Here is a 19789-nt window from a genome sequence, read left to right as displayed (position 1 = left end):
CCTTCATCAGTCTCGCCGGATGATCTGAATGATCGCACCGTCGCGCGTTACCGCCGCCAGTTCCTTCAGCCCCGCTACGGGCCAGTCCTGGAACTGCTTGTGCAGGGCGGCGAGGTCTCCTTGCCAGTCGTGGAGGTTCAACATCACGCGTTGGGTCTGCTCCGCGTCGACCTTCCTGGACACTGCGCTCCAGACGGCGCGGGGCGGCACAGGAGCAGTGGGCGCGTAGCAGTCGAAGACATGCCCCTCGATGAGGAAGTCGGGTGCCTTCTCCGGCCTCCCAGAATCCCCAGTCTCGCGTCGCGCGTCCGCGACCTCCTGCCTCGTGGGGTTCTGGTGAACCCGGTACCCCTTGCCGGCGACCCTGTCGGCACACTCGTTCTCCAACTCCAGGGCACGCCGCTCCCGTGGCTTCTCGTTCGCGGAGATCCGGGTTCGACGTCCGGCAGGTGACCTGCCGAGCAAGCCGGTGGGACGCCTGGTCCACGGGGTTCCTGCGTCAGTGTCCGTGGAGACGGTGCCGCCCGGGGTGGGGGTCGTCGGGGATGGGCTGCCGGTGGTAGCAGGGGCAGGGCTGGCCGGTGGATGACCGCCAGCCCTTGTCAGTTTCCCGACGAGCCCAGCTGGCGGGCCTGCGCGATCGCCGCTTCGACGGCCTGCCGGGCCCCGCCCGTTCGCTGAACCATCAGCACCAGGACCTGCTTGATGGCCTCCAACGCCTGCAACAGCGGCCCAGGTTGCCCACCCTGCAGGACCACGGCGACGAGCTGCTGTGCCTCACCGACTCCAGTGATGGCCCCAGCCGCTGCGTCACGGGCGGCGTCCATGGCGCTCTGCACGGGCGCCAGGCCGGCGATCGTCTGCTGCGGGGTGGCCTCGTTCGGCACCGCCGCGGTTGCCTTCGCCGCCTCACCGATCGAACCGGCGAGACTTCCCAGGCCGCCCTGGATGCCGGTGACCGCGTTGCGCACCCGCGCCACACCCGCCGCCACGGCGACGAAGCCCGCGCCCGCGGCCCGCAACGCCACCTCCTGCGCCTGGCTGTCGGCGGCGGCTGCCAACCCCTGCGCGCGTTCGACCCCGGTCTTCAACGCGCGGAGTTCACCGGTGATCTTCTCGATCTGCGACACGTGGGCGGCACCTCCAATCGTTGAAAGCGAAAATGGTCGACAGCTGAAACTACCGGGCTCCTTGCGAGGCCACTAGACACCGACGAGGTCGTCGACACCACAGACAGATTCCCTAACTTTCGGTCATCTCTGCATCTGCGAACAGATGCAGGGTGTCGTTGTGGCTGGTCAGAGTTGGATCATGCTGACCTCGCTGCGATGAGCCGTTGTACGCGGGTGCCGGCCGAGGTCCAGGCAGCCTCAATGATCGGCAGACAGCGCGTCCGGGCCGGGTCGTCCTCGGGCAGTTCGTGGTGCAGGCGCAGCTCGCGGGTCAAGACCATAGCGAGGTTGAGCGCGAATGCGGCCTCGATGCCCGTCTCACTCACGATCGCCTCGATACGCTCGCGGATCAATGGCGTACTCGCGCCGACCTGGGTGTGGAGCATCGCAAGGTCGAAGCCAGGAAGGAACAGCCCAGTGAACTCCCAGTCGACTAGCACCGCCGTGGTCTCGGCCTCGTCATCGCTGTCGAAACGGCCGGCATTGAGGATGTTGCTGGCCAGCGGGTCGCCGTGATTGAGCTGTGCCGGCGCGTCGCAGCGGGCCAGCAGACTGTCCAGAGCCTCTCGCTGGCCCTCAGTGAGGTACCCCTTGGCCTGGTACCGAGCCACGCGGTCGGAGTAGTCGAAGGCGGGTGAGAACCGGACGGCGGGGTAGGTCCACTCATTCAACGCGGTGATGCAGTCCAGGACGGCATCGACCTCCCGGGTATCGAACTCACGCTGGGGGTAGCGTTCAACCGCGAGGGGCGATGCGTCGACCCATTCCAGGACCAGCAGCCGGTCACGGTCGGTATGGAGCAGCCGAGGAACCCGGACAGGCGGGGTGGTGTCACCGAAGACCTCGTACACGTCCAGCTCGTGCCGCCACTTGGCCGCCCAGAACGGGTCCGGGTCGATCAGACATTTCACCGCTGCCGGTTCGCCGCGGAACGAGCCTCGCGCCAGCAGGGTCTTGTCCGTGCGCCGTAGCACCGTGTCGATGGTCAGCCCGATCGTGGCTGCTGAGCCAGGCAGATCAGGCGGCGTGTGCGACATCGGCGGTCTCCTTGATCGAGTCGATGATCCGTTGGCGAAGGCCGATCTCGAAGCGCTCCCCGTGCTCGACCACGGCGGTCTGCCGACCCGTCGCCCATTTTGGGCTTCTCTACGTTCGTCTGATTAGTGGAATGTTGATCGTCGAAGATGGTCGAGTTCCTGGGAGTACGAATGCTCAAGTGGAGCCCGAGCCGAGATACAGCCTCGACGTAGTAATCAAGAAGCTTGATAAAAGCGGGGTAGCTCACATCAAGCCCGGCTGACAACGGCCGGCCAGGGGGCCCCGTGTCGGATCGGGAGGCTTGAGAACCACCGACGTTGTAATGGTGGCAGTCGGTCAATCGGGCCGTCGTCGATAGTGCAGCCCTGGTGCGCGATCGAGATCAAGAACAAAGCCATTGGGCACTGGCAGATCCTCATCCGCCGACGAGGTATCGAGTGTCAGCGTGTGGCCGTCCGCGGCGTACGTGGACCCGGTGCAGGTGAGACGGTCGAGTGTTCCCCGACGCCACAGGTACAGCGAGCCCGCACTGCGGGTCAGGCGTACGGCGCCAGGAACCTCGTCGCAGACAAAGGTTCCGAGCGACGTGTGAGCCGTTTTGGTGTCGGCGCTGCCCGTGGAGGTGGTGGTCTTGGGCGCAGGAAGGCTTGCCAACGCGCGAGACAGCAGTTCGCCCGGATCAGCGCCGGATTCATGGGTGGGGTCGGCGAGGGCCGCGGCGAGCACCTGGTCGGCGGCGATTCCGGCGTGGTTTGACAGGCAGGTAACGCGGAGCCCTGAGTTGGTGAGGTGGGCGGCGGCGGAGAACCCCTGTTCGTGGCCGTAGTGGAAGACGGCGGTGCGGCCGGGGCGCGGATCGGCGTACAGCCCAGCGCCGTATGTGAACGGCGCATGGTCGCTGGACTGATAGCCGAGGTGCTGGTCGAACGGAAGCGCGTCGGCGGCCCGGCAGAGCCATTCGTGCCAGAGGTGAGCGAGCCATCGATCCAGGTCAGCGGCGGTGCACCACAGGGAGCCGGGGCCGGGCAGGGTGACCGGGCGCTGCTGGTGCTGCCATCCGCTAACGACGGCCCGGTAGCTGGCGGCGGCACCGGGGATCACCTCGCGTGGATCGGTCTTGAAGCGGGCCGAGGTCATGCCGAGCGGGGTGAAGACCTGCTCGCTGGCGATCTCGTGGAGTCCGGCGCCGTATGCGTGCGTGAGCGCTTCAGCGAGGAGAAGGTAACCGGTGTTGCTGTAGAGGAAGCGGTTCGCCTTGACGGCGCGGTGCTGCTGACGGTAGGCGAGTTGCAGCAGGTCGTCGGCGGTGTAGTGGTCGAGTTCGCGGAAGCCGGCCAGGGACAGCAGGGACTCGGCGTCCCGGATGCCGCCGCGGTGCTGCATGAGGTCGCCGACGGTGACGTCGGGGATGTGGAAGCGGGGCAGGATGTCGCCGACGGGCCGGTCCAGGGTGAGAAGGCCGTCGCGGGCGGCGCGGATGCACAGGTACGCGGTGATCTGTTTGGCGACGGAGCCGATGTTGAAGGCGGTGTTCTCCCCGATGGGCGCGGCGAGTTCGAGACTGGCCAATCCAGTGTGCGCCTGCGCCGTCGGATGGCCGGCCTGGCCGACGCGCAGGATGACGCCGGGCTCGCCCAGCCGGACCGCGAGGGCGGTCTCGGTAGCGGGGACCGAGGTGTCGGTGGAGTTCACAGGCTGAGGGCTTCGCGGTGGACAGAGCGCAGGCGTTCCCGCAAGGCGGGGTCGTTGATCAGGGCGAGCGCGCGGTCGTGGTCGGCGGCGGTGGTGGCAAGCAGTCCACGCTGCTGGTCCAAGTAGGCGGTCAGGAATCGGTACAGGTCGCCGCTTGTTTCGGGCAGGACAAAAGCGGCGTAGATCATGGTGAGGGGGAAGGCGAAGCAGGCGTGCAGGAAGCCGAAGGCGGGCCTGCTCGTCTCCTTCCAGGGGGAGTAGAACCTGACTTCGTCGCTGATCTCGCAGGCGGTGGCGCCAAGGGCGTCGTTGAGCCAGTTGTGGCCCGCCTCGTGAATCAGGTCGCGAGCCAGGACGACGGGCTCGTTGATGTGGTCGCAGAAGATGGTGCCGGGCAGCCGGCTGAGGGTCCAGCTGTCGAGGGTGTCGCCGAGCTTCTTGTGGCGCAGCAGGCAGACGACGACTGCGTGGCCGGCGAGAAGGTCGGCGAAACCGGTCTTCGCGCCGTTGGCGTATGCGGCGGCGGCCAGTTCCCGTAGGTCCGGCGGGGCGGCGGTGGTGTCCGAGTTCAGTACGTAGTAGGGGGTATCGGAGATCGTCGAGCGGGGCAGGCGGTCCAGTTCGGGGGCGAGGACGATGCGCGGACCGACGGCGGTGGGGGTCGATAGCGCTGAGGCGTTCGCGTCCGGGTGGGCGCCGTACCAGTTGAAGGTGGCGGTCTCGCGGGAGCGGGCGGCGGCCTCGGCACCTTCGAGGACGTGGTGGGCCAAGCAGTAGTCGGCGGCGTCCGACCCCGAAGAGTCGGGGATGTTGGCGGTCGGCCGGGCGGCGGGCTTGAGGGCGGCGCGTATCCGGCGAGTGCGGTCGCGGTGGTGGGCCTGGATGGGGGCGAACGAGAAGGAAATGGCGGGCGCGTCCACGGGGTGGGTCCTTCCGACGGGCTGGGCCTGGGGCCGGCCCCGTGAGGGTCCGGCCCCAGGAGGTACTCAACGACGGCGCGCCGTCGGTGTGATGCGGGGCGTTCAGACGTCGGTGCCCTCGGGTGCCGCGGTGCTCGCCGAGGCCTCAGCGGTCGGCCAGCCCTCGGCGGAGACGCTGGAGGTGTGACGGGTGCTGCGGACGGTCTCGTCGTCGCCGCGAAGGTCGTCCACGGCGGCGAGGAAGTCGCTGATCTGGTCGTTGTCCATGAGTGCGCTCGTCCTTTCCGAAAAAGGGGTTTAGGTCGTGCACCTTCTGGAGCCGATTCCTGTGGCGGCGAGCGGGCGGTGGGCACCGCGTCTCCTTCCGATCGGGTGGTGGGTCAACTGCTGCGCTGGGCCGGCGTGGCGGCGGGAGTGGCCGCCTGGCGCAGGGCGTCGCGCAGCTCTCTCATGGAGGGCCGGTCCTCGGGTGCTTGGGCGAGCGCCGCGGTGATGATCGGGCGGAGTCCGGCGGGCGCGGTGTGCAGCAGGGAGGGGCCGTAGCGGGGGATGTCGGCGCACAGGTAGCGGTAGGTCAGGACTCCGAGGCTGAAGGTGTCCGCCGCTGGGGTGGCACGGTCATAGGAGGTGGCGTACTCCGGGGGCCAGTGCACCTCCGGGCCCCGCGTGGCGGGGCCGCGCGAGGTTTCTGTGCGGCGCGCGGCGCCAAGGTCGGTGATCAGCCCGTGGCCGTCGTGGATGAGGATGTTCTCCTGGTAGACGTCGCGGTGCACGATCCCGCGTTCGTGCAGGGTGCGCAGACCCTCGGCGACGTCGGCCAAGATACTGAGCCCAGCCGTCACCTGGTCTCGGTTGAGGGCGGTGGTGAGGTACCGCCCAAAGTTGCCGCCGACGCAGTGGGGCATGGTGTACCAGTCGAACCGGTCGGTGCTGCCCTGCTCGAGCAGGGGCACGACGTGCTCGGCGCCTTGGGCGGCGTGGGTTACGGCGATCTCGTGGCGGAAATCCTCACGGGTCAAGGCCCTTTCGGCCTCGGTCATCTCCCCGTACCAGTAGAAGCCGTAGGCGGCCTTGCGGGTGGCTTCGTCGAGCTCGGCCAGGACGTGGTTGCTGCCAAAGCCGGCCTTGAGAACCACCGGAGGCGTCCCGTTGCGGCTGGCGAGCACCAGGGTGCTGGCGCGAGTGAAGCAGAGGAGGTCGTGGACGTGCCAGCCGGCGTCACGAAGCTGGTCAAGGACCCAGGCGGCGGGGTGCATCGGGTGCAGGCGCATGGGCTGCCTCCTCATGATCGCGCCGCAGACGGTGTGGTGTGGCGTAGCCGGTCCAGGCAGGTGGCGGCCAGCCGGTCGAGGTCGGCTTTGGTGGCGCACGGGTGGCGCAGCACGGGAAGGCCGGTTGCCTCGGTCCATGCGTTGACCGCCTGCTCGTATAGGTCGGTATAGCGAGCGGCGGTCGGGCGGTCCTCCCCGAAGCGACGCGTTGTGGGCCGCTCGGACAGCCGGGCATGGCACAGCTCGGGCTCGGTGGTGAGCAGGACGATCAGGTCCGCCCGCGCGGTCGTGACCTCGGCGAACTGCTGGACGTAGTGGGCGACAGGACGGTCGTGCAGCAGGGCGATCAGGCAGGCGGTCGACAAGGTGAGCCGGTCGGCGATGACCGGGCCGAGGGACAGGGCGGGGGCGAGGTTATGGCGGGCATGGAGTTCCAGGTCGCGGCGGACCGCGGCCACCGCCCGCACGCCGTCTGCTGCTGGACGGCCCGCCCGCAGGCTGACGATGGAGCGGGTCGCTTCCAGCGACAGCCAGGAGAATTGGCCGATGTGCCCGAGGCGGATGTTCTCGCAGGCGGCGTTGGCCAGGATCCGGTCGCGCAGCGTGCTCTTCCCGGCTCCAGCGATTCCCTCCAAGGCCAGCAGCATGCCTCGCTCCTAGTTCTTCTCGGCGATCAGCCAGCTGATGAACTTCGCGACGCGGCCGACAGAGACCGGTTTGGTGCCGTGGGTGAGCTGGGAGCCGTAGAGCAGGGCAGTGCCCGGGGCGGGGCTCACGCTCCATCGGGTTCGGGGCATGGCCGCATACCAGTCAGCGGAGTGGTCGGCGCCGTCGTGGGCCAGCCACATACCGCCCGCGTATCCCTGTTCCCGGGCGTCGTGCTCCAGCCGGGTGTTCCACAGGCGGTCGCTGGACGTGCTTTCGACGTAGAACGCGCCGCCGGCCTCGGCCTCACGGATCACGACGCTGATGCCGGCGATCTGTCGCGGCCAAGCGAGCGGGTCGGGGGCGATGCCGTCGAGGTGGCCGGTGATGTGCTGGCCGGGGCCGTACTCGACGTAGGTCCACGGCCGGCAAGCGGTAATCGACGGCATGACGCGGGACAGAGCGGGGCGGGCGCGGTCGAAGGCCTGCTGAAGCAGGGCCTCAGCTCTGTCCGGGATCCTTGGGACCTCGATCCGTCCGGCCGGCTCGTAGACGGCCATGGCCTGCTCCTTGGAGCGACCGGGGATCTCATGGATGGTGGTGGCCCGCCTCGCGCCGAAGCGTAGCCGGGCCTCATCGCTGAGGAAGTCGTTCATCATGGCGGCGAGCTGGTCTCGCTCCTCGGTGTCGACGAATCCCTCGATGCTGCCGACCGCGACGGTCTCGGCGATGTGAATCACGGGTCGGTCCTCCTCGTCTCGAGCATTCGGCGGACGTCGTCCAGGCCGGTGCAGTGATTGAGCCAACTGGCCACAGGGTGGTGAGGGTTGGCGGTCGGATTGGCCCACAGGGCCAGCAACTCGTCGGTCAACGGCAGCTCCTTCGCGCCGGGCAGCGGCTCCCACACCGTCAACTGGTCCAACGCCGAGCACCAAGCGAGGTGCTGTGTGGCGAAGGCCCGCCCCAGCCGTGCCGCCGCGACGAGCCGGCAGGAGCGCAGGAGCGTTTCGGCAGGCTCAGCCCGCTGGTAGCTGCGGTGCTCGGTCTGCGCCCATCCAGCCCCGACCGCCGCAGCGGCGACCACAACGCGGCAGGTGGCACAGCACGCGCCGTTGGCCATCGGGCATGGATGATCATGGGCGGGGAGGGTGGCGGCGACCTCAACGAGAGCCGCCCAGGCTGAGTCCGTCAAAAACTCACTGACGGTGCTGCGGCCTGAGTCCGGGCCATGGTTGCAGCACACCGGACCGGGCCGGCGCGCGGCGCTGGGAAGGAGTGCGGGCTCGATGAACAGGGCATGGAAGTACACGATCCGCCCCAGCAGCTGATGGATCGTCAGCGAGGCCGTGACGCTACCCACGCCGCCTCCTCGCTGGTTGAAGCAGTGCTCTGAGGCGCTGGGCAATAGCAGCCGTCCTCGGTGGGCCGCTCGCCGCGTAGCGCGTCGCTGACGGCGCGGGTGGCCGCGTCAACGGCGTCGAAGTACGCCGGCCAGCCGTGCCTGGTGTCCGGGCGCAGCACCAGGTCGAGTACGGGGCTCGTGCGTCCGGTGGTCTCGCACGTCAGCTCCGCCCGACCGACGGCCACCTGCACCGCGTCGGGTAGGTCGGTGGTCACTGCGGTGATCGCGCGGCACAGGGCGGCAGCAGCTCGCGCGTACTCGGTGCGGTCACGCGGAAGGATGCCGACCCGGCGCTCGGCAGGCGGCAGATCAAGGCCTGGATAGAGATGTCCCTGACAGCTGTCGTACGTGATCAGACGCCAGTCATGGGTGACGGCGTCGACCAGGGGGCGGACGCCGGGCTCGATGGCCTCTCGCCACTGGGGGTGGGCCGGGTCGAGGTCATCGGCCTCGTGCACGCCGGGCAGGCCAACGGTGTTGATGTTGCCGTGCGAGCTGGTGCGCAGCCGTACAGGTGGGCGGTTCGCCTCGGGGTGGTCCCAGTGGGCAAGGAAGGAGGCGACGTCACGCATGCTGTTCGGCATACGCGGGTGCGAGCGCACCTTGCGGCACCAGGCCCCTGCCGGGTGGGCGGGCTGGGCGAGGAGTGCGGCGATGCCGTCGATCATCCGCATCCGGTAGTCGCAGTAGGCGTCCTGGTCGCCAGCCTGGTCCTGACGCCAGCGGGTGGCCACGCAGCCGCCGCCGCACGTTGACTGGTACGCGCAGGTGGTGCACCGCTCCATGAGTGCCTTGCCCTGGTTCAGCAGCGGCAGCCGCCGCTGAGCCGCGACGACCGCTTTCTGTCCGGAGGGCTGGTTCAAGAGGGTGAGCTGGGCCTGTGGCCAGGGCAGTTCGTCACAACTGCCGAGCCTTCCGTCCGGATAGAGCGTGAAGACATGGTCGCACTTCAGGTTGGAGAAGTGGCAGAAGCCGGTGTCCAGCCCGCGCAGCCGTCGGATGGTGGATACGGACGGTTCTAGCTTCAGCCGGGCGAAGTGGCCAGCGCCGATCCAGCGAACGGTGGCGGCGAGTACGAACTCGGCGTACTGATCTGGGGTGGTCGCCCACCCGGGCCCTTGCGGGCCGCGCAGAGCCGCGCGTTGAAGGAGCCGGCTCGCGGTAAGGCGCTGCCCTTGGGCAGCGGTAGGGCCTTGAACGGAGGCATCAAAGCAGGGCACGAAGCTGACGGCGTTGACCGCCTCGAAGCCGGCGAGGTGGTCCAGGACGGCCTCGGCGCGGCCGAGCACGGTCGGTGTGACCGCGGCGATCACGCCCACCTTCCCGGCCGCGCTCGGCCAGTAGCCGCAGGGCGTTGGCCACGCGGGGGTAGACCGGCTGGCCGTCGTAACCAACCCGCCAGGCGTTGCCCGCTGCGTCCCCGTCGAGGGAGATGCCGATCTGAAGGCGCGGGTACAGGGCGTCAAACAGATCCAGCCACTGCTCATCGAGCAACACGCCGTTGGTTTGCATCGATACCCGCACGACGCTGGGCTGGGACGCCAGTTCGCGCAGGACTTCGGCGACATGGTCGCGTCCGGCCGTCAGCGGCTCGCCGCCATGCAGTTCCACGGCGAGCGGACGCCCCGAGAAGAGCTCGGTGAGTCGACGCACTTGGCTCGCGTCGATCCGGGCTCCCCCCGGGACCTCCTTGCGTTTCTCGTAGCAATACAGGCAGTCGATGTCGCAGGTCTCACCCCGTAGCTTGAGGATCACCGACACGGCACTGTCGGCGTCTTCGACGTCGAGGCCGCGGTACAGATGGGCCATCGGGTCGTGCTGATCGGTGGTGCCGTACATCGGCTGCCTCCCAGGGGTGGCCGTGACCGGACGGGGATCAGTCGTACAGGCGTCCCAGCAGGGCGCCCTGGCCGGACTGGAGGATGTGGGCGGCCTCCAGCGGAATCCAGAAGCATTCGAAGTGCGTCGGCTCCTGCTCCCCGTCGTGGTCCTCCTGGCTCTTCCACCGCTCCGGCGTCGGCTCGGTCAGTTCTAGGTGGAAGACGTGGCGGCGCTGGAGCTCGAACCGGTACGGGCTGATGTCGTACTCGGTCTCGCCGAGCTTCCGCACGATTTTGAAGTGCTTCAGGCCGGTCTCCTCGCGGGCCTCGCGCAGCGCCGCCGCCTCCGGCGTCTCGCCGGCGCGGACGCTGCCCGCCGGAACCTGGATGCCGACTTCCTCGTAGCTGTAATCGGTGTGCCGGAAGACCAGCAGTTGACCGTCACGTACGACGTAGCAGAGAACCTTTTCCTTGGTGACCCGCTCCGGCATGAGAAAACCCCTCTTCATTCGTTGACTTCAGAAGCTCGTAGGCCCACAGGTATCAATGGGAACTGCATGCGGTAATAAGCAGCGCCCGCCGACCGCTGGACAAACAACCTTGAGTCTAGGTCCGGTATCCGAACGTCACGAAGAGCCAAGTGATCCATCAGCAGGGACGTTGTATTGGGCTCATCGCCTGATGCCCGAGCTGCGGGCTCTGTCTCAATCCCAGTACCCGTCACGGCCACGGAGGATGGCCTCGTCTCGTGCTTCATTACCACCTCCGAGGGTTCCTTGAGATCTGAAGCGGATTGACGGGTGGTCGGAACCCCGTCCTCCACACCCTCGCCCTCCGAGCCGCAGTCGTGAACACCGAGCATGCGGACGGAGTGGTTGTCCGCATGGCGCTCGCCCCGTGAGCGGTTCGGATCGACCACCCTTTCGTCGTTCCTGCTTGCGCCGCGCTGAACGCTGAGTGACCCTATAAGCGCGATGTCCACGCTGCTCAATGCCATCCGCAAGTAGGCAGCCTGAAAGGCGGTGTCATGGGCCAGACCCCGCGGGCGCTTGAGCCGTCCATCTCGGAGCGACACTTCTTCGGCGCTGAGTTGCGTCGACTGCGGGAGCACGCCGGCTTTTCGCAGGCGCGGCTGGGTGCCATGATCCGATTCAGTGCCGACCTGGTGCGTCGAGTCGAGACGGCAGACCGGTTCCCCTCGCGGGACTTCGTCGAGGCATGTGACAAGGCGTTGGCGACCGGCGGTGCCTTGATGCGCCTGCTACCGCTACTCGAGAAGAATCGGGTCAACGCGGGCAAGCTAGCGACGGCGCCGACGGGCGTCATCACCCTGCTCTCCACTCAGCCGGCGGAGACCTCGGGGTTGGCCGACATGGTCGTTCGGGTTCCGTTCCAGCCAGGTGTCCTAGATCGCGCCGCTCTGGACTGGCTGAACGCTGCTGCGGGACCCCGACTGTCTGCGGCCGGCCGGCCCGGCTCACCTGATCAGGTTCGCGAGGAGGACCTCAGCTCCGCTGAGACCGCTCTGGCGATGTTCCGGCAGCTGGACCACACCCACGGTGCCGGACGAGTCCATGCCCAGGTGCAGCGGTACGTCGAAGGCGAGCTAAACCGATTGCTGGCAAACACCCCCGCCTCGGAAACGATCGGTCGGCGCCTGTACAGGCTGGCGGCGGGCTTCTTCGAACTGTGCGGGTATCAGGCAGTCGACACCGGAGCCCACGGTCTCGCGCAGCGCCGCTACTTGCGCGCTCTGCGGCTGACGCAAGCCGCCGACGACCGCCTCTACGGCAGCTACCTGCTCGCTGCGAACATCGGCCACCTGGCGCTGCACTGCGGCCATCCCGAGCCGGCGCTGCGGATGGCGCTCACGGCGGTGAGGGGTAGTGAGACCCAGGCGACGCCCGCCGTGGAGGCCGCGCTACACGCCGTGGTGGCGCGGACGTACGCCCGACTCGGGCGAGAAAGCGACTGCATGGTCCACCTCGACATCGCAGAGAGGCAACTGAATCGCGGCAGGCCCGGGGACGAGCCGCTGTGGATCCAGTACTTCGATCCGGCCTACCTCGCCGATGAGCTTGCCCACTGCTTCCATGATCTGGGCCGGCCGCAGCAGACCCAACGGCACCTGGGTGATGCCCTTGGCGCGCTGAGCCCCACACACGTCCGCCGACTGGCCATTGACACCGCGCTCCTGGCCTCATCGTTGGCTGCCGCTGGCCGCATCGACGAAGCCTGTGCAGCTGGCCGAGTGGCGGTGGATCACGCCGCGCGGACCACCTCGCACCGCTGCTTGGAGCGCATCGTTGAGGTGCAAGCCGATCTTGAGCCCTACCGGTGTGAGCCGGAGGTCCGTGAGTTCGGCGAGTACGTGCGGTCTCAGCTACCGCTGGCCGCCGTGTAGTCCCTTAATCAGTAGCCGCAGCCGCCATCACGAAACGGTAGTGCGCCAATTCCGCTTCCAGCGCCGTGCCCGCCTGGGCGGAGGTCGCCACGTAGTGGCCGACGTCGGGGAGAAGCAGCATGTCGTGGGGCACGCCGTGAGCTGTCAGTTGTTCGGCGAGCTCTCGCACATCCTCGACTACCGCCACGTCATCAGCGGTGCCATGAAGGAGCAGCACCGGCCGCTGAACGTTTGCGGCATCGACCCGCCCGGCACCGCCTCGCAGCCGTCTGGCGTGCGCGCGCTGGAAGCGGGGCACGGTTTCCGCCCAACGGTCGGGATCCACGATCGCTGACACGGCCGTGGCGGCAGCGAACGGACCGCTCTGCGCCACGGCGTGCAGGGCTGTGTATCCGCCGGCGCTGGCTCCGCGAATGAAGACTTGACCCGGTACGGCTCGTCCTGTTGCGAGCAGATGGTCCGCCACCGCCGCGCAGTCATCAACATCGTCGAGGCCCCACCGGCCGTACAGCGCTTCCCGGAAGACCCGGCCGTACCCGGTGCTGCCGAGATAGTCGACGTCCACGACGGCGAACCCTCGACTGGTGAAGAACTGCGCCTGCCAGTCCAAGCGCAGGAGGCACGAGGCGGTAGGCCCAGGATGTGCCCTCACGATCACCGGTGCCCGCCAGTCCGCCGCCGAGGCCGTTGGCGGATACACCAGGGCAATTACCTCTCGATCACCCGCGACATGAACCCGCAGTTCCGTCGGCGTCGACACTTGCGCCCCGTCGAGTTTGGCGTGCTCCGACCGGGCAAGCACCTCCACCTGAGGATTGGCGGCCGTTAGGTGCACGAGCGCGACCTGCGGGGCCGCGGTCGGCGACGCCCCGATCAACGCCACCGTCGTTCCTTGAACGGCCAGATAGGGCTTGATGGACGTATATGGAAGGTCGACCGGGCGAACAGTGCCGTCAGGGTCGATGACGACGAGGCGGTGCCGCGGCCCGTCCTGCACCGCCACGACGATCCGGCCGTCGTCAAGGAAGTCGTACGACGCGTAGCCCAGCTCCCACGGCTCCGCGGCGCACTCACCCGCGATCGATGCCACCCGCTTCACCTGGTGGCCGTCCCACCGGTAAAGGTTCCACCAGCCGCTGCGGTCTGACACGAAGTACAACGCCCCGTCGGGACCCCACCTCGGCTCCACCGCCGACTCTTCCGAACCGCCGGCGAGCTTTACCGGGTTCCCGACCTGGCCACGCGGCGAGTAGGAGGCGACCCATATCTCACACCCATCCCAGGGCATGTCGCGCTCGCTCCAAGTGGTCCAGGCCAACATGCCTGGACCCGGCCGAGGTGCGCCGAGGAATCCCCGGCATGCTGCGAGAGCCCATATGTCCGGGACGCTTGTAAGCGACACCGCGATGAGGTCGTCACCATGCTCTGACTCCCGCACGGCCAGTAACTCGCCGTCGCCGATCGTCAGGTCGCCGAAGGATCCCAGACTGACCAACTCGATTTCATCGTCGTGAAGACGCTTCCGGTAAAGGCCGTCTCCGCCGACGCACCACAACGTCCCGTCAGTGACAGCGAACGCCCCGCCTCCGTACGCGTGAACGCCGCTGGTGACGTCGAAGCCCTCCGGACTGACGTCTCGCGCACCCTCGCCGGGCCGCCAACATGTCACCGTCGCGACCCCGGCTTCGGGGCGGGTCTCCAACCAGTACAGCGCGCCATCCCCGGCACGCAGCTGGTCATAGCTGACAGAGGCGCGAACCGCGTCCTCCGTCGAGACCACAGCGATCCTGTCCGCCAGCCTCACGGGTCCTCCTCGAACAACTTCCGTACGCGACCGTAAGACAGCGCCCTCGTCGACCGGCCTCGGGTGCACCGGCGACGGCGTAGAAGAAGTTGTCGTGCCGCCAAGCCGGCGCGAGTGCTCCCAGGCACGGTCGACTCTACGCGCAAGCACTTCGTCCCTGCGGCTGGACGGTACGGCTCGAACTGCCGCTGGGCAGCTCAAGTTCGGAGCGACAAATTTGATGCGGACAAAATCCTTTGTCCGCATTTCCGGTATCGACCGCGCCATTCGAATCGAGCGACCATTCGGAGCGTGAAGCAATTCACACGCGGCCCAACATTGGACGTTGCGCCGCCGCCGACACGAGCCTTTCGGAAGGGTGCAATGCAGCTACAGGATGAATTGACGCGCTACGGCTACCGCCAGGAGTTGGCTCGGAGGCTTCGGTTCCGGGATCTCGTCGCGTACGGGTTGGTGTACATGGTGCCGATCGCGCCGATGGCGATCTTCGGCAGCGTCTATGCCGGCTCCGGTGGGATGGTGGCCCTGGCGTACTCGATCGGCGTGGTGGCGCTGGTGTTCACCGCGTTCTCCTACGCGCAGATGGTCAAGGCGTTCCCCATGAGCGGCAGCGTCTACAACTACGCCGGTCGGGGCATCAGCCCGCCGGTGGGTTTCCTGGCCGGCTGGGTGATCCTCCTCGATTACGTGCTCGTGCCTGGCCTGCTGTACCTGGTGGCGTCGATGGCGATGCACGCCACGGTCCCGTCGGTGCCGGTGTGGCTGTGGCTGCTCGGTTTCGTGGCGGTCAACACGGTCGTCAACTCGGTCGGGATCCGGATGACCGCGGTGGTCACTCGGGTCATGCTCGTCGGCGAGTTGATCGTCCTGGCGATCTTCTTGGCCATTGCCGGCTGGGCCCTCGCCTCGGGCAGGGGCCGGTTCAGCTGGGAGGCGTTCTACAACGCCGATACCTTCACCTGGTCGCTCGTCGCGGGCGCGGTGTCGATCGCGGTGCTGTCGTTCCTCGGCTTCGATGGCATCAGCATGCTGGCGGAGGAGACCAAGGGCGGTTCCCGGCAGATCGGCCGCGCCATGGCCGCCGTCCTGATCCTGGCCGGGGTGCTGTTCATCGTCCAGACGTGGCTGGCCGCGATGCTCGTCCCCGACCCGGCCGGTCTCCTGGCGAATGGTGACCCGAACGGGACCGCGTTCTACGACGCCGCCGCCGTGGCCGGCGGGAGTTGGCTGGCGACCCTATGCGCGGTGGCGACGGCCATCGCCTGGGGGCTGCCGAACTCGATGGTCGCGCAGGTCGCTACCTCGCGGCTGCTGTACGCGATGGCCCGCGACCGGCAGTTGCCCGCGTTCCTGGCGAAGGTGTCGATCCGCCGCAACGTGCCGATCAACGCCACCCTGCTCACCGGCGCCGTGTCCCTCGCCCTCGGCCTGTACATGGCCAACCGCGCCGACGGGATCACCCTTCTGTCGTCGCTGATCAACTTCGGAGCGATGGTGGCCTTCCTGGTCCTGCACGTCTCCGTGGTCGTGCACCATCTCATCCGCCGGCGCAGCGGCAACTGGTGGGCGCACCTGGTCATGCCTGGGATCGGGTTCGCGATCCTCGCCTTCGTCGTGGTCAACGCGAACATCGCCGCGCAGCGCCTCGGCCTGGCCTGGCTCGCCCTCGGCATGGTCGTTCTCGCCGGCCTGTACCTGGCCGGCCGCCGGCCCGCGCTGTCGGGTTTGGCGCCCGCGCAGCCGCAGGCCCGTCACGTGGAACGGGTGTGACCGGCATGGACACGATCACTTACCGTCCGGCTCGCGATGAGTTGGCCTACACCTTCGGTGGCCGGATGCCGGTGGCCCACGTCCGCTCCGGCGACGTGCTGCGGGTGTTCACGGAGGACTGCTTCGGCGGTCTCGTGCGCGGGCCGGCGGATCTGCCGTCGCGGGTGTGCCGGATGCCGTACCTGAACCCGGTGTCGGGGCCGTTCTTCGTCGAGGACGCTGAGCCCGGCGACACCCTCGCGATCCACCTCGCCGCCATCGAACCCGCCCGGGACTGGGGAGTCTCCTCGACGTTCCCGCACTTCGGCGCACTCACCTCGACCTCGCACACCGCCACCCTGCAGCCGCCACTCGAAGAGCGCGTGTGGATGTACGACATCGACCGGCAGGCCGGAACGGTCCGCTTCCATGCCACGGGCAGCGACCACAGCGTCGACCTGCCCCTGGACCCGATGATCGGCACGATCGGCGTCGCGCCCGGCGGGTTCGAGGCCCGCTCCACGATCGTCCCCGACTCCCATGGCGGGAACCTGGACAGCCCGGAGCTGCGCGCCGGGGCCACCCTGTACCTGGGGGTGAACGTGCACGGGGCGATGCTCGCCCTCGGCGACGGCCACGCCCGCCAGGGCGAGGGTGAGGCCTGCGGCGTCGGGGTGGAGATCGCCACGACCGCCACCCTGATCATCGAAGTCATCAAGGGCGTCCCGACGGTGTGGCCCCGCCTCGAGACCGACACGTCGATCATGTCAGTTGGCTGCGCCCGTCCCCTGGAGGACGCGTACCGGATCGCGCACCGCGACATGGTCGGCTGGGTGAGTGACGTCACCGGCCTGGAGCAGCTCGACGCCTACCAGCTGGTGTCGCAGGCGGGGAGGGCGCCGATTGGCAACGTCTGCGACCCGAACTACACGGTCCTCGCCGCCGTCGACAAGCTGCTGCTTCCGCAGCCGCAGGCCGCCTACGGCGGGATGCACGCACGCCTCCGACAGCACGCCGGCGGGCCACGGTAGAGGGCGGGATCCACATGACCTCCTCCATCCCCCAGTTGCCGTTGCGCGACGAGTTGTTCCTGCTCGGTCACGACGACGACACCGGCCAGCCGCACATCCACCGCCAGGCCCTCGCCCTCGGCCTGGCTGGTGCGGTTCTCATCGACCTGTTCCTCGCCGGGCGGATCGCTCTCGACACCAACGACGACACCGGGCCGGGCGAGGAACAGAGTCTCTGGCTGCACCTGGACCGCCCGGTCGGGGACCTGATCGCCGACACGGCCCTGGCCTCCATCCGCTACGCCCATCCGACCCCACCCCTGCGGAGGTGGCTGCGCGGGTTCACCGACGATCTGTACGACCGCACCCGCGCCGGCCTGCACGCCGGCGGGATCCTGCGCCACGACGTGCGCCGCCGTCTCGGCGGGCTGGCCCGCACCGACCGCTACCTGCCCGCCGACCTCAAGTGGCCGGTCGTCGCCCGCGCCCGGCTGCACTACATCGCCGCAGGCCGTGACCAGCCCGACAACCACACCGCCGCCCTCGGCGGCCTCGTCGCGACCCTCGGCCTGACCAACCACCTGTACCTCGCCGACGACATCGCCGCCCTCACCGTGCAGCTACGCACCATCGCCGCGCAGCACTACCGGCAGGTACGCGACATTACCGCCGCGGTTGACGCCGCCGTCGGTGACCTCGCCACCGCCGCCTACCGGTGAGCCCCGCGCCATCCCACACGATCCGCTGCCCTTGGAGGCATCTTATGGACGTCATTCCGCGTATCCGTGCCGCCCGGTGGGCGGACAAAGAACCGGTCGCCGCGATCGTCGCCGACGCCCTACATTCCGGTCCGCTCGCCCAGTGGCTGGTGCCCGACCCGACCTGCCGGCGGCGGATCCTCACCGACGTAGCGGTCATCTGGGTGGAACACGCCATGTTCTTCGGTGACATCCAGATCACCGACGACCTGAGCGCCGCCGCGATGGGTTTTCACCGCTACCGCAGCATCCCGCCACCGTCGAACTACCGCACTCGACTGGCCGACGCCGCCGGCCCGCACGCGCGGCAGTTCGAACTCCTCGATCAACTACTCACCCAGGCCCGACCACCTACCGAACCTCACTACCACCTGGCAGTTCTCGCCGTCCTTCCCGTCGCCCGGCGGCGCGGTATCGGCGCGGCGATGCTCACCCACCACGAGAGCCGCCTCGACCGCATCGACATGCCCTCCTGGACCGAAACCATTCATGGCAGCCAGGACGTGTACCGGCGGCACGGCTACCTTCCGAGACCCGCGCTCACACTGCCCGACGGGCCGGTCATCGCACCGATGCGCCGCAACCCTCGCCCAGCTCGCGGATCCTGGCCCGACAACACCGCCAGGCCGGCGACCGTCACCGCGCCGGCGCGCCCCCAGTCCGACGCGCAGCGCTAGGCAGGGTGCGGACGCCCAGGTCACAGCTCCCACCGACCGTCCCGCCTCGCCGCCCCGGGCCCACTTCGGGACGGACAAGCCGTTCGCCCGCCCGTGCGGGGACGGCAGCGGCGACCGACGTGGCCGGCGACGACATTCCCCCGCTGTCGTCGCCGGCCACACCCTCCGCCCGAACGCGCAGCCCTCGGCCGCAACCGCCCGGCGGTGCTACCCGCACCCACCACCCGATCATCAACAGCAGGAAGGAACGCCGATGCCGACGCGGACGCCCGTCCTCGCCGCGTGGACACCCGCCTTCGTCGCCGAGGCCGTCGCCGCGACCCTCGAGCACGCCGCCGTCCACGGCCTGCACCACGCGGCCCGGGGCGTCGCCCGCCGCCACGGCCTGTCACCGGCGACGGTCGAGGAATGGGTTGCGCGCGCCCGCGCCGTGCAGGCCGCGCCCGTGCCACCCGACCTCCTGGCCTGCCACACCTGCGCACGAGCCATGATCCTCATCCAACTGCCCAGCTGCGGCAAGACCTACCTGTGCGCGCCGTCCTGCGGGCGCACACCCGTGCCGGCCGACGAGATCCGCGACGCCGTCGCCGCCGTGGTCCTGCACCGCACTCCACACCTCGTCCCACCGGGCAAGACGACCCAGGCCGCCTCCTACGCGCTCGGCCCGATCCACCGCGTCACCGTCGGCGCGACCGGCACAGACCTGCACATCACCTGGAGGGCCGTCTCCCGGCAGATCACCAATCCGATGATGGCCATGGCCCAGCGTCTGCACCTGGCCCGACGCCACGCCGCCGACAACACGCCCGAGCGTGCCATCGACGTCCTGCACAGCGGGCTCCTGCACATCGACCCCACCAGCGGCAGACTCGCTCTGGACACCGCGACCGCCCGCGCCGCCATGCTCCTGGCCGCCCTCAACCTCACCAGCGGCGACCCAGCCGCCGCGCTGCCCTGGGCCCAGTGGGGACACCGCAGCCTGCGCCACCTCCTGCGCGACCCCACCAACCCGGACGTCCGGGCCGCCCTGCGCGTCCTGGCCGCCACCCACCGCGCCGCCGGGAACCTCACCGCCGCCGCCGACTGCTACAGCGACCTCATCCGCCACCACACCCAAGCCGACGGACCCTACGCACTACCCACCCTCGCCGCCCAAGCCAGCCTCGCCGTCGTCCTGCATGAACACGGCCGCCAGGAACCGGCGCGGCAGCTCCTCGCCAGGACCATCGCCTATCACCGCCGTGTCCATCCTCACCACCCCGTCGTCGCGCGCATGGCAGCCGCCCTGTACCGCATGCACACCACAGCTACCGGCCCGCCGGGTCATCCCACGCACTTTGCGATGACCGCCATGCCCGGCACCGACCGAACCTGAACGCCCACCACCGGGACAGATTGCCTGGGCGCACCCGCACCAGACTCGCATC

20 protein-coding genes are annotated in these 19789 nt (G+C 68.8%); 6 read left to right on the top strand and 14 right to left on the bottom strand.

The window, feature by feature from the left end:
* Positions 1–6: 6 nt before the first annotated feature.
* The 13 genes from ACFYPR_RS05850 to ACFYPR_RS05790 form a co-directional block, all read right to left on the bottom strand.
* Positions 7–429 carry a hypothetical protein gene (locus tag ACFYPR_RS05850; protein WP_387259342.1) on the bottom strand — a complete coding sequence of 141 codons (423 nt, stop codon included), beginning with the start codon at positions 427–429 and terminating at the stop codon, positions 7–9.
* Positions 430–602: 173 nt separating this feature from the next.
* Positions 603–1130 (bottom strand): DUF6244 family protein, encoded by a 528-nt coding sequence (locus ACFYPR_RS05845; protein WP_387258773.1) that lies wholly within the window; start codon positions 1128–1130, stop codon positions 603–605.
* 179 nt (positions 1131–1309) lie between these two features.
* On the bottom strand, positions 1310–2209 hold the full coding sequence (locus tag ACFYPR_RS05840; RefSeq protein WP_387258771.1) for a phosphotransferase family protein: 900 nt from the start codon (positions 2207–2209) through the stop codon (positions 1310–1312).
* A gap of 337 nt (positions 2210–2546) precedes the next feature.
* Positions 2547–3902 carry a serine hydrolase domain-containing protein gene (locus ACFYPR_RS05835; protein WP_387258769.1) on the bottom strand — a complete coding sequence of 452 codons (1356 nt, stop codon included), beginning with the start codon at positions 3900–3902 and terminating at the stop codon, positions 2547–2549.
* A complete protein-coding gene (locus ACFYPR_RS05830) occupies positions 3899–4822 on the bottom strand; it encodes an aKG-HExxH-type peptide beta-hydroxylase (protein WP_387258767.1) in 924 nt (307 codons plus the stop codon). Before ACFYPR_RS05830 ends, ACFYPR_RS05835 begins: the two co-directional genes overlap by 4 nt.
* 102 nt (positions 4823–4924) lie before the next feature.
* On the bottom strand, positions 4925–5089 hold the full coding sequence (locus ACFYPR_RS05825; RefSeq protein ID WP_387258765.1) for a hypothetical protein: 165 nt from the start codon (positions 5087–5089) through the stop codon (positions 4925–4927).
* A gap of 113 nt (positions 5090–5202) precedes the next feature.
* Positions 5203–6093: a protein kinase gene (locus tag ACFYPR_RS05820; RefSeq protein WP_387258763.1), complete on the bottom strand. Its 891-nt coding sequence runs from the start codon at positions 6091–6093 to the stop codon at positions 5203–5205.
* An 11-nt stretch (positions 6094–6104) separates the two neighbouring features.
* Positions 6105–6740, bottom strand: coding sequence for a hypothetical protein (locus ACFYPR_RS05815; RefSeq protein ID WP_387258761.1), 636 nt, complete (start codon positions 6738–6740; stop codon positions 6105–6107).
* Between the two features lie 9 nt (positions 6741–6749).
* The gene (locus ACFYPR_RS05810; protein WP_387258759.1) at positions 6750–7478 is read right to left on the bottom strand and encodes a hypothetical protein; all 729 of its coding nucleotides are present in this window, start codon (positions 7476–7478) and stop codon (positions 6750–6752) included.
* Positions 7475–8098: a hypothetical protein gene (locus tag ACFYPR_RS05805; RefSeq protein ID WP_387258758.1), complete on the bottom strand. Its 624-nt coding sequence runs from the start codon at positions 8096–8098 to the stop codon at positions 7475–7477. Before ACFYPR_RS05805 ends, ACFYPR_RS05810 begins: the two co-directional genes overlap by 4 nt.
* Positions 8074–9453 carry an SPASM domain-containing protein gene (locus ACFYPR_RS05800; RefSeq protein ID WP_387258756.1) on the bottom strand — a complete coding sequence of 460 codons (1380 nt, stop codon included), beginning with the start codon at positions 9451–9453 and terminating at the stop codon, positions 8074–8076. Before ACFYPR_RS05800 ends, ACFYPR_RS05805 begins: the two co-directional genes overlap by 25 nt.
* On the bottom strand, positions 9347–9979 hold the full coding sequence (locus ACFYPR_RS05795; RefSeq protein ID WP_387258754.1) for a radical SAM protein: 633 nt from the start codon (positions 9977–9979) through the stop codon (positions 9347–9349). The genes ACFYPR_RS05800 and ACFYPR_RS05795 overlap by 107 nt, the downstream gene beginning before the upstream one ends.
* Before the next feature lie 37 nt (positions 9980–10016).
* Positions 10017–10451, bottom strand: a complete 435-nt coding sequence (locus ACFYPR_RS05790) for an NUDIX domain-containing protein (RefSeq protein ID WP_387258752.1) — start codon at positions 10449–10451, stop codon at positions 10017–10019.
* A gap of 536 nt (positions 10452–10987) precedes the next feature.
* Here ACFYPR_RS05790 and ACFYPR_RS05785 point away from each other — a divergent pair.
* On the top strand, positions 10988–12364 hold the full coding sequence (locus ACFYPR_RS05785) for a helix-turn-helix domain-containing protein (protein ID WP_387258750.1): 1377 nt from the start codon (positions 10988–10990) through the stop codon (positions 12362–12364).
* 4 nt (positions 12365–12368) lie between these two features.
* Here ACFYPR_RS05785 and ACFYPR_RS05780 read toward each other — a convergent pair whose 3' ends face one another.
* A complete protein-coding gene (locus ACFYPR_RS05780) occupies positions 12369–14168 on the bottom strand; it encodes a S9 family peptidase (protein WP_387258749.1) in 1800 nt (599 codons plus the stop codon).
* Positions 14169–14531: 363 nt separating this feature from the next.
* On the opposite strand from ACFYPR_RS05780, the gene ACFYPR_RS05775 reads away from it, so the two are divergent.
* The 5 genes from ACFYPR_RS05775 (at position 14532) to ACFYPR_RS05755 (ending at position 19737) form a co-directional block, all read left to right on the top strand.
* A complete protein-coding gene (locus tag ACFYPR_RS05775) occupies positions 14532–15938 on the top strand; it encodes an APC family permease (RefSeq protein ID WP_387258747.1) in 1407 nt (468 codons plus the stop codon).
* On the top strand, positions 15935–16948 hold the full coding sequence (locus ACFYPR_RS05770) for an acetamidase/formamidase family protein (protein WP_387258745.1): 1014 nt from the start codon (positions 15935–15937) through the stop codon (positions 16946–16948). The genes ACFYPR_RS05775 and ACFYPR_RS05770 overlap by 4 nt, the downstream gene beginning before the upstream one ends.
* A 14-nt stretch (positions 16949–16962) precedes the next feature.
* Positions 16963–17646, top strand: coding sequence for a GPP34 family phosphoprotein (locus ACFYPR_RS05765; RefSeq protein ID WP_387258744.1), 684 nt, complete (start codon positions 16963–16965; stop codon positions 17644–17646).
* A gap of 44 nt (positions 17647–17690) precedes the next feature.
* Entirely contained in the window at positions 17691–18362 is a 672-nt protein-coding gene (locus ACFYPR_RS05760; protein ID WP_387258743.1) for a GNAT family N-acetyltransferase, read from the top strand.
* A 253-nt stretch (positions 18363–18615) separates the two neighbouring features.
* Positions 18616–19737 (top strand): tetratricopeptide repeat protein, encoded by a 1122-nt coding sequence (locus ACFYPR_RS05755; protein ID WP_387258741.1) that lies wholly within the window; start codon positions 18616–18618, stop codon positions 19735–19737.
* Positions 19738–19789 lie beyond the last annotated feature (52 nt).

The sequence above is a fragment of the Micromonospora sp. NPDC005254 genome, from assembly GCF_042872525.1.
Classification (GTDB): domain Bacteria; phylum Actinomycetota; class Actinomycetes; order Mycobacteriales; family Micromonosporaceae; genus Micromonospora.
Note: the sequence above shows the minus strand (reverse complement) of the source record. Positions and strands in the feature narration are given on the sequence as shown.

Coding starts and splice junctions, on each gene's coding strand:
- ACFYPR_RS05840 (WP_387258771.1), bottom strand. CDS start 2,209: ATGTCGCACACGCCGCCTGATCTGCCTGGCTCAGCAGCCACGATCGGG.
- ACFYPR_RS05825 (WP_387258765.1), bottom strand. CDS start 5,089: ATGGACAACGACCAGATCAGCGACTTCCTCGCCGCCGTGGACGACCTT.
- ACFYPR_RS05820 (WP_387258763.1), bottom strand. CDS start 6,093: ATGCGCCTGCACCCGATGCACCCCGCCGCCTGGGTCCTTGACCAGCTT.
- ACFYPR_RS05815 (WP_387258761.1), bottom strand. CDS start 6,740: ATGCTGCTGGCCTTGGAGGGAATCGCTGGAGCCGGGAAGAGCACGCTG.
- ACFYPR_RS05795 (WP_387258754.1), bottom strand. CDS start 9,979: ATGTACGGCACCACCGATCAGCACGACCCGATGGCCCATCTGTACCGC.
- ACFYPR_RS05790 (WP_387258752.1), bottom strand. CDS start 10,451: ATGCCGGAGCGGGTCACCAAGGAAAAGGTTCTCTGCTACGTCGTACGT.
- ACFYPR_RS05785 (WP_387258750.1), top strand. CDS start 10,988: ATGGGCCAGACCCCGCGGGCGCTTGAGCCGTCCATCTCGGAGCGACAC.
- ACFYPR_RS05775 (WP_387258747.1), top strand. CDS start 14,532: ATGCAGCTACAGGATGAATTGACGCGCTACGGCTACCGCCAGGAGTTG.
- ACFYPR_RS05765 (WP_387258744.1), top strand. CDS start 16,963: ATGACCTCCTCCATCCCCCAGTTGCCGTTGCGCGACGAGTTGTTCCTG.
- ACFYPR_RS05760 (WP_387258743.1), top strand. CDS start 17,691: ATGGACGTCATTCCGCGTATCCGTGCCGCCCGGTGGGCGGACAAAGAA.
- ACFYPR_RS05755 (WP_387258741.1), top strand. CDS start 18,616: ATGCCGACGCGGACGCCCGTCCTCGCCGCGTGGACACCCGCCTTCGTC.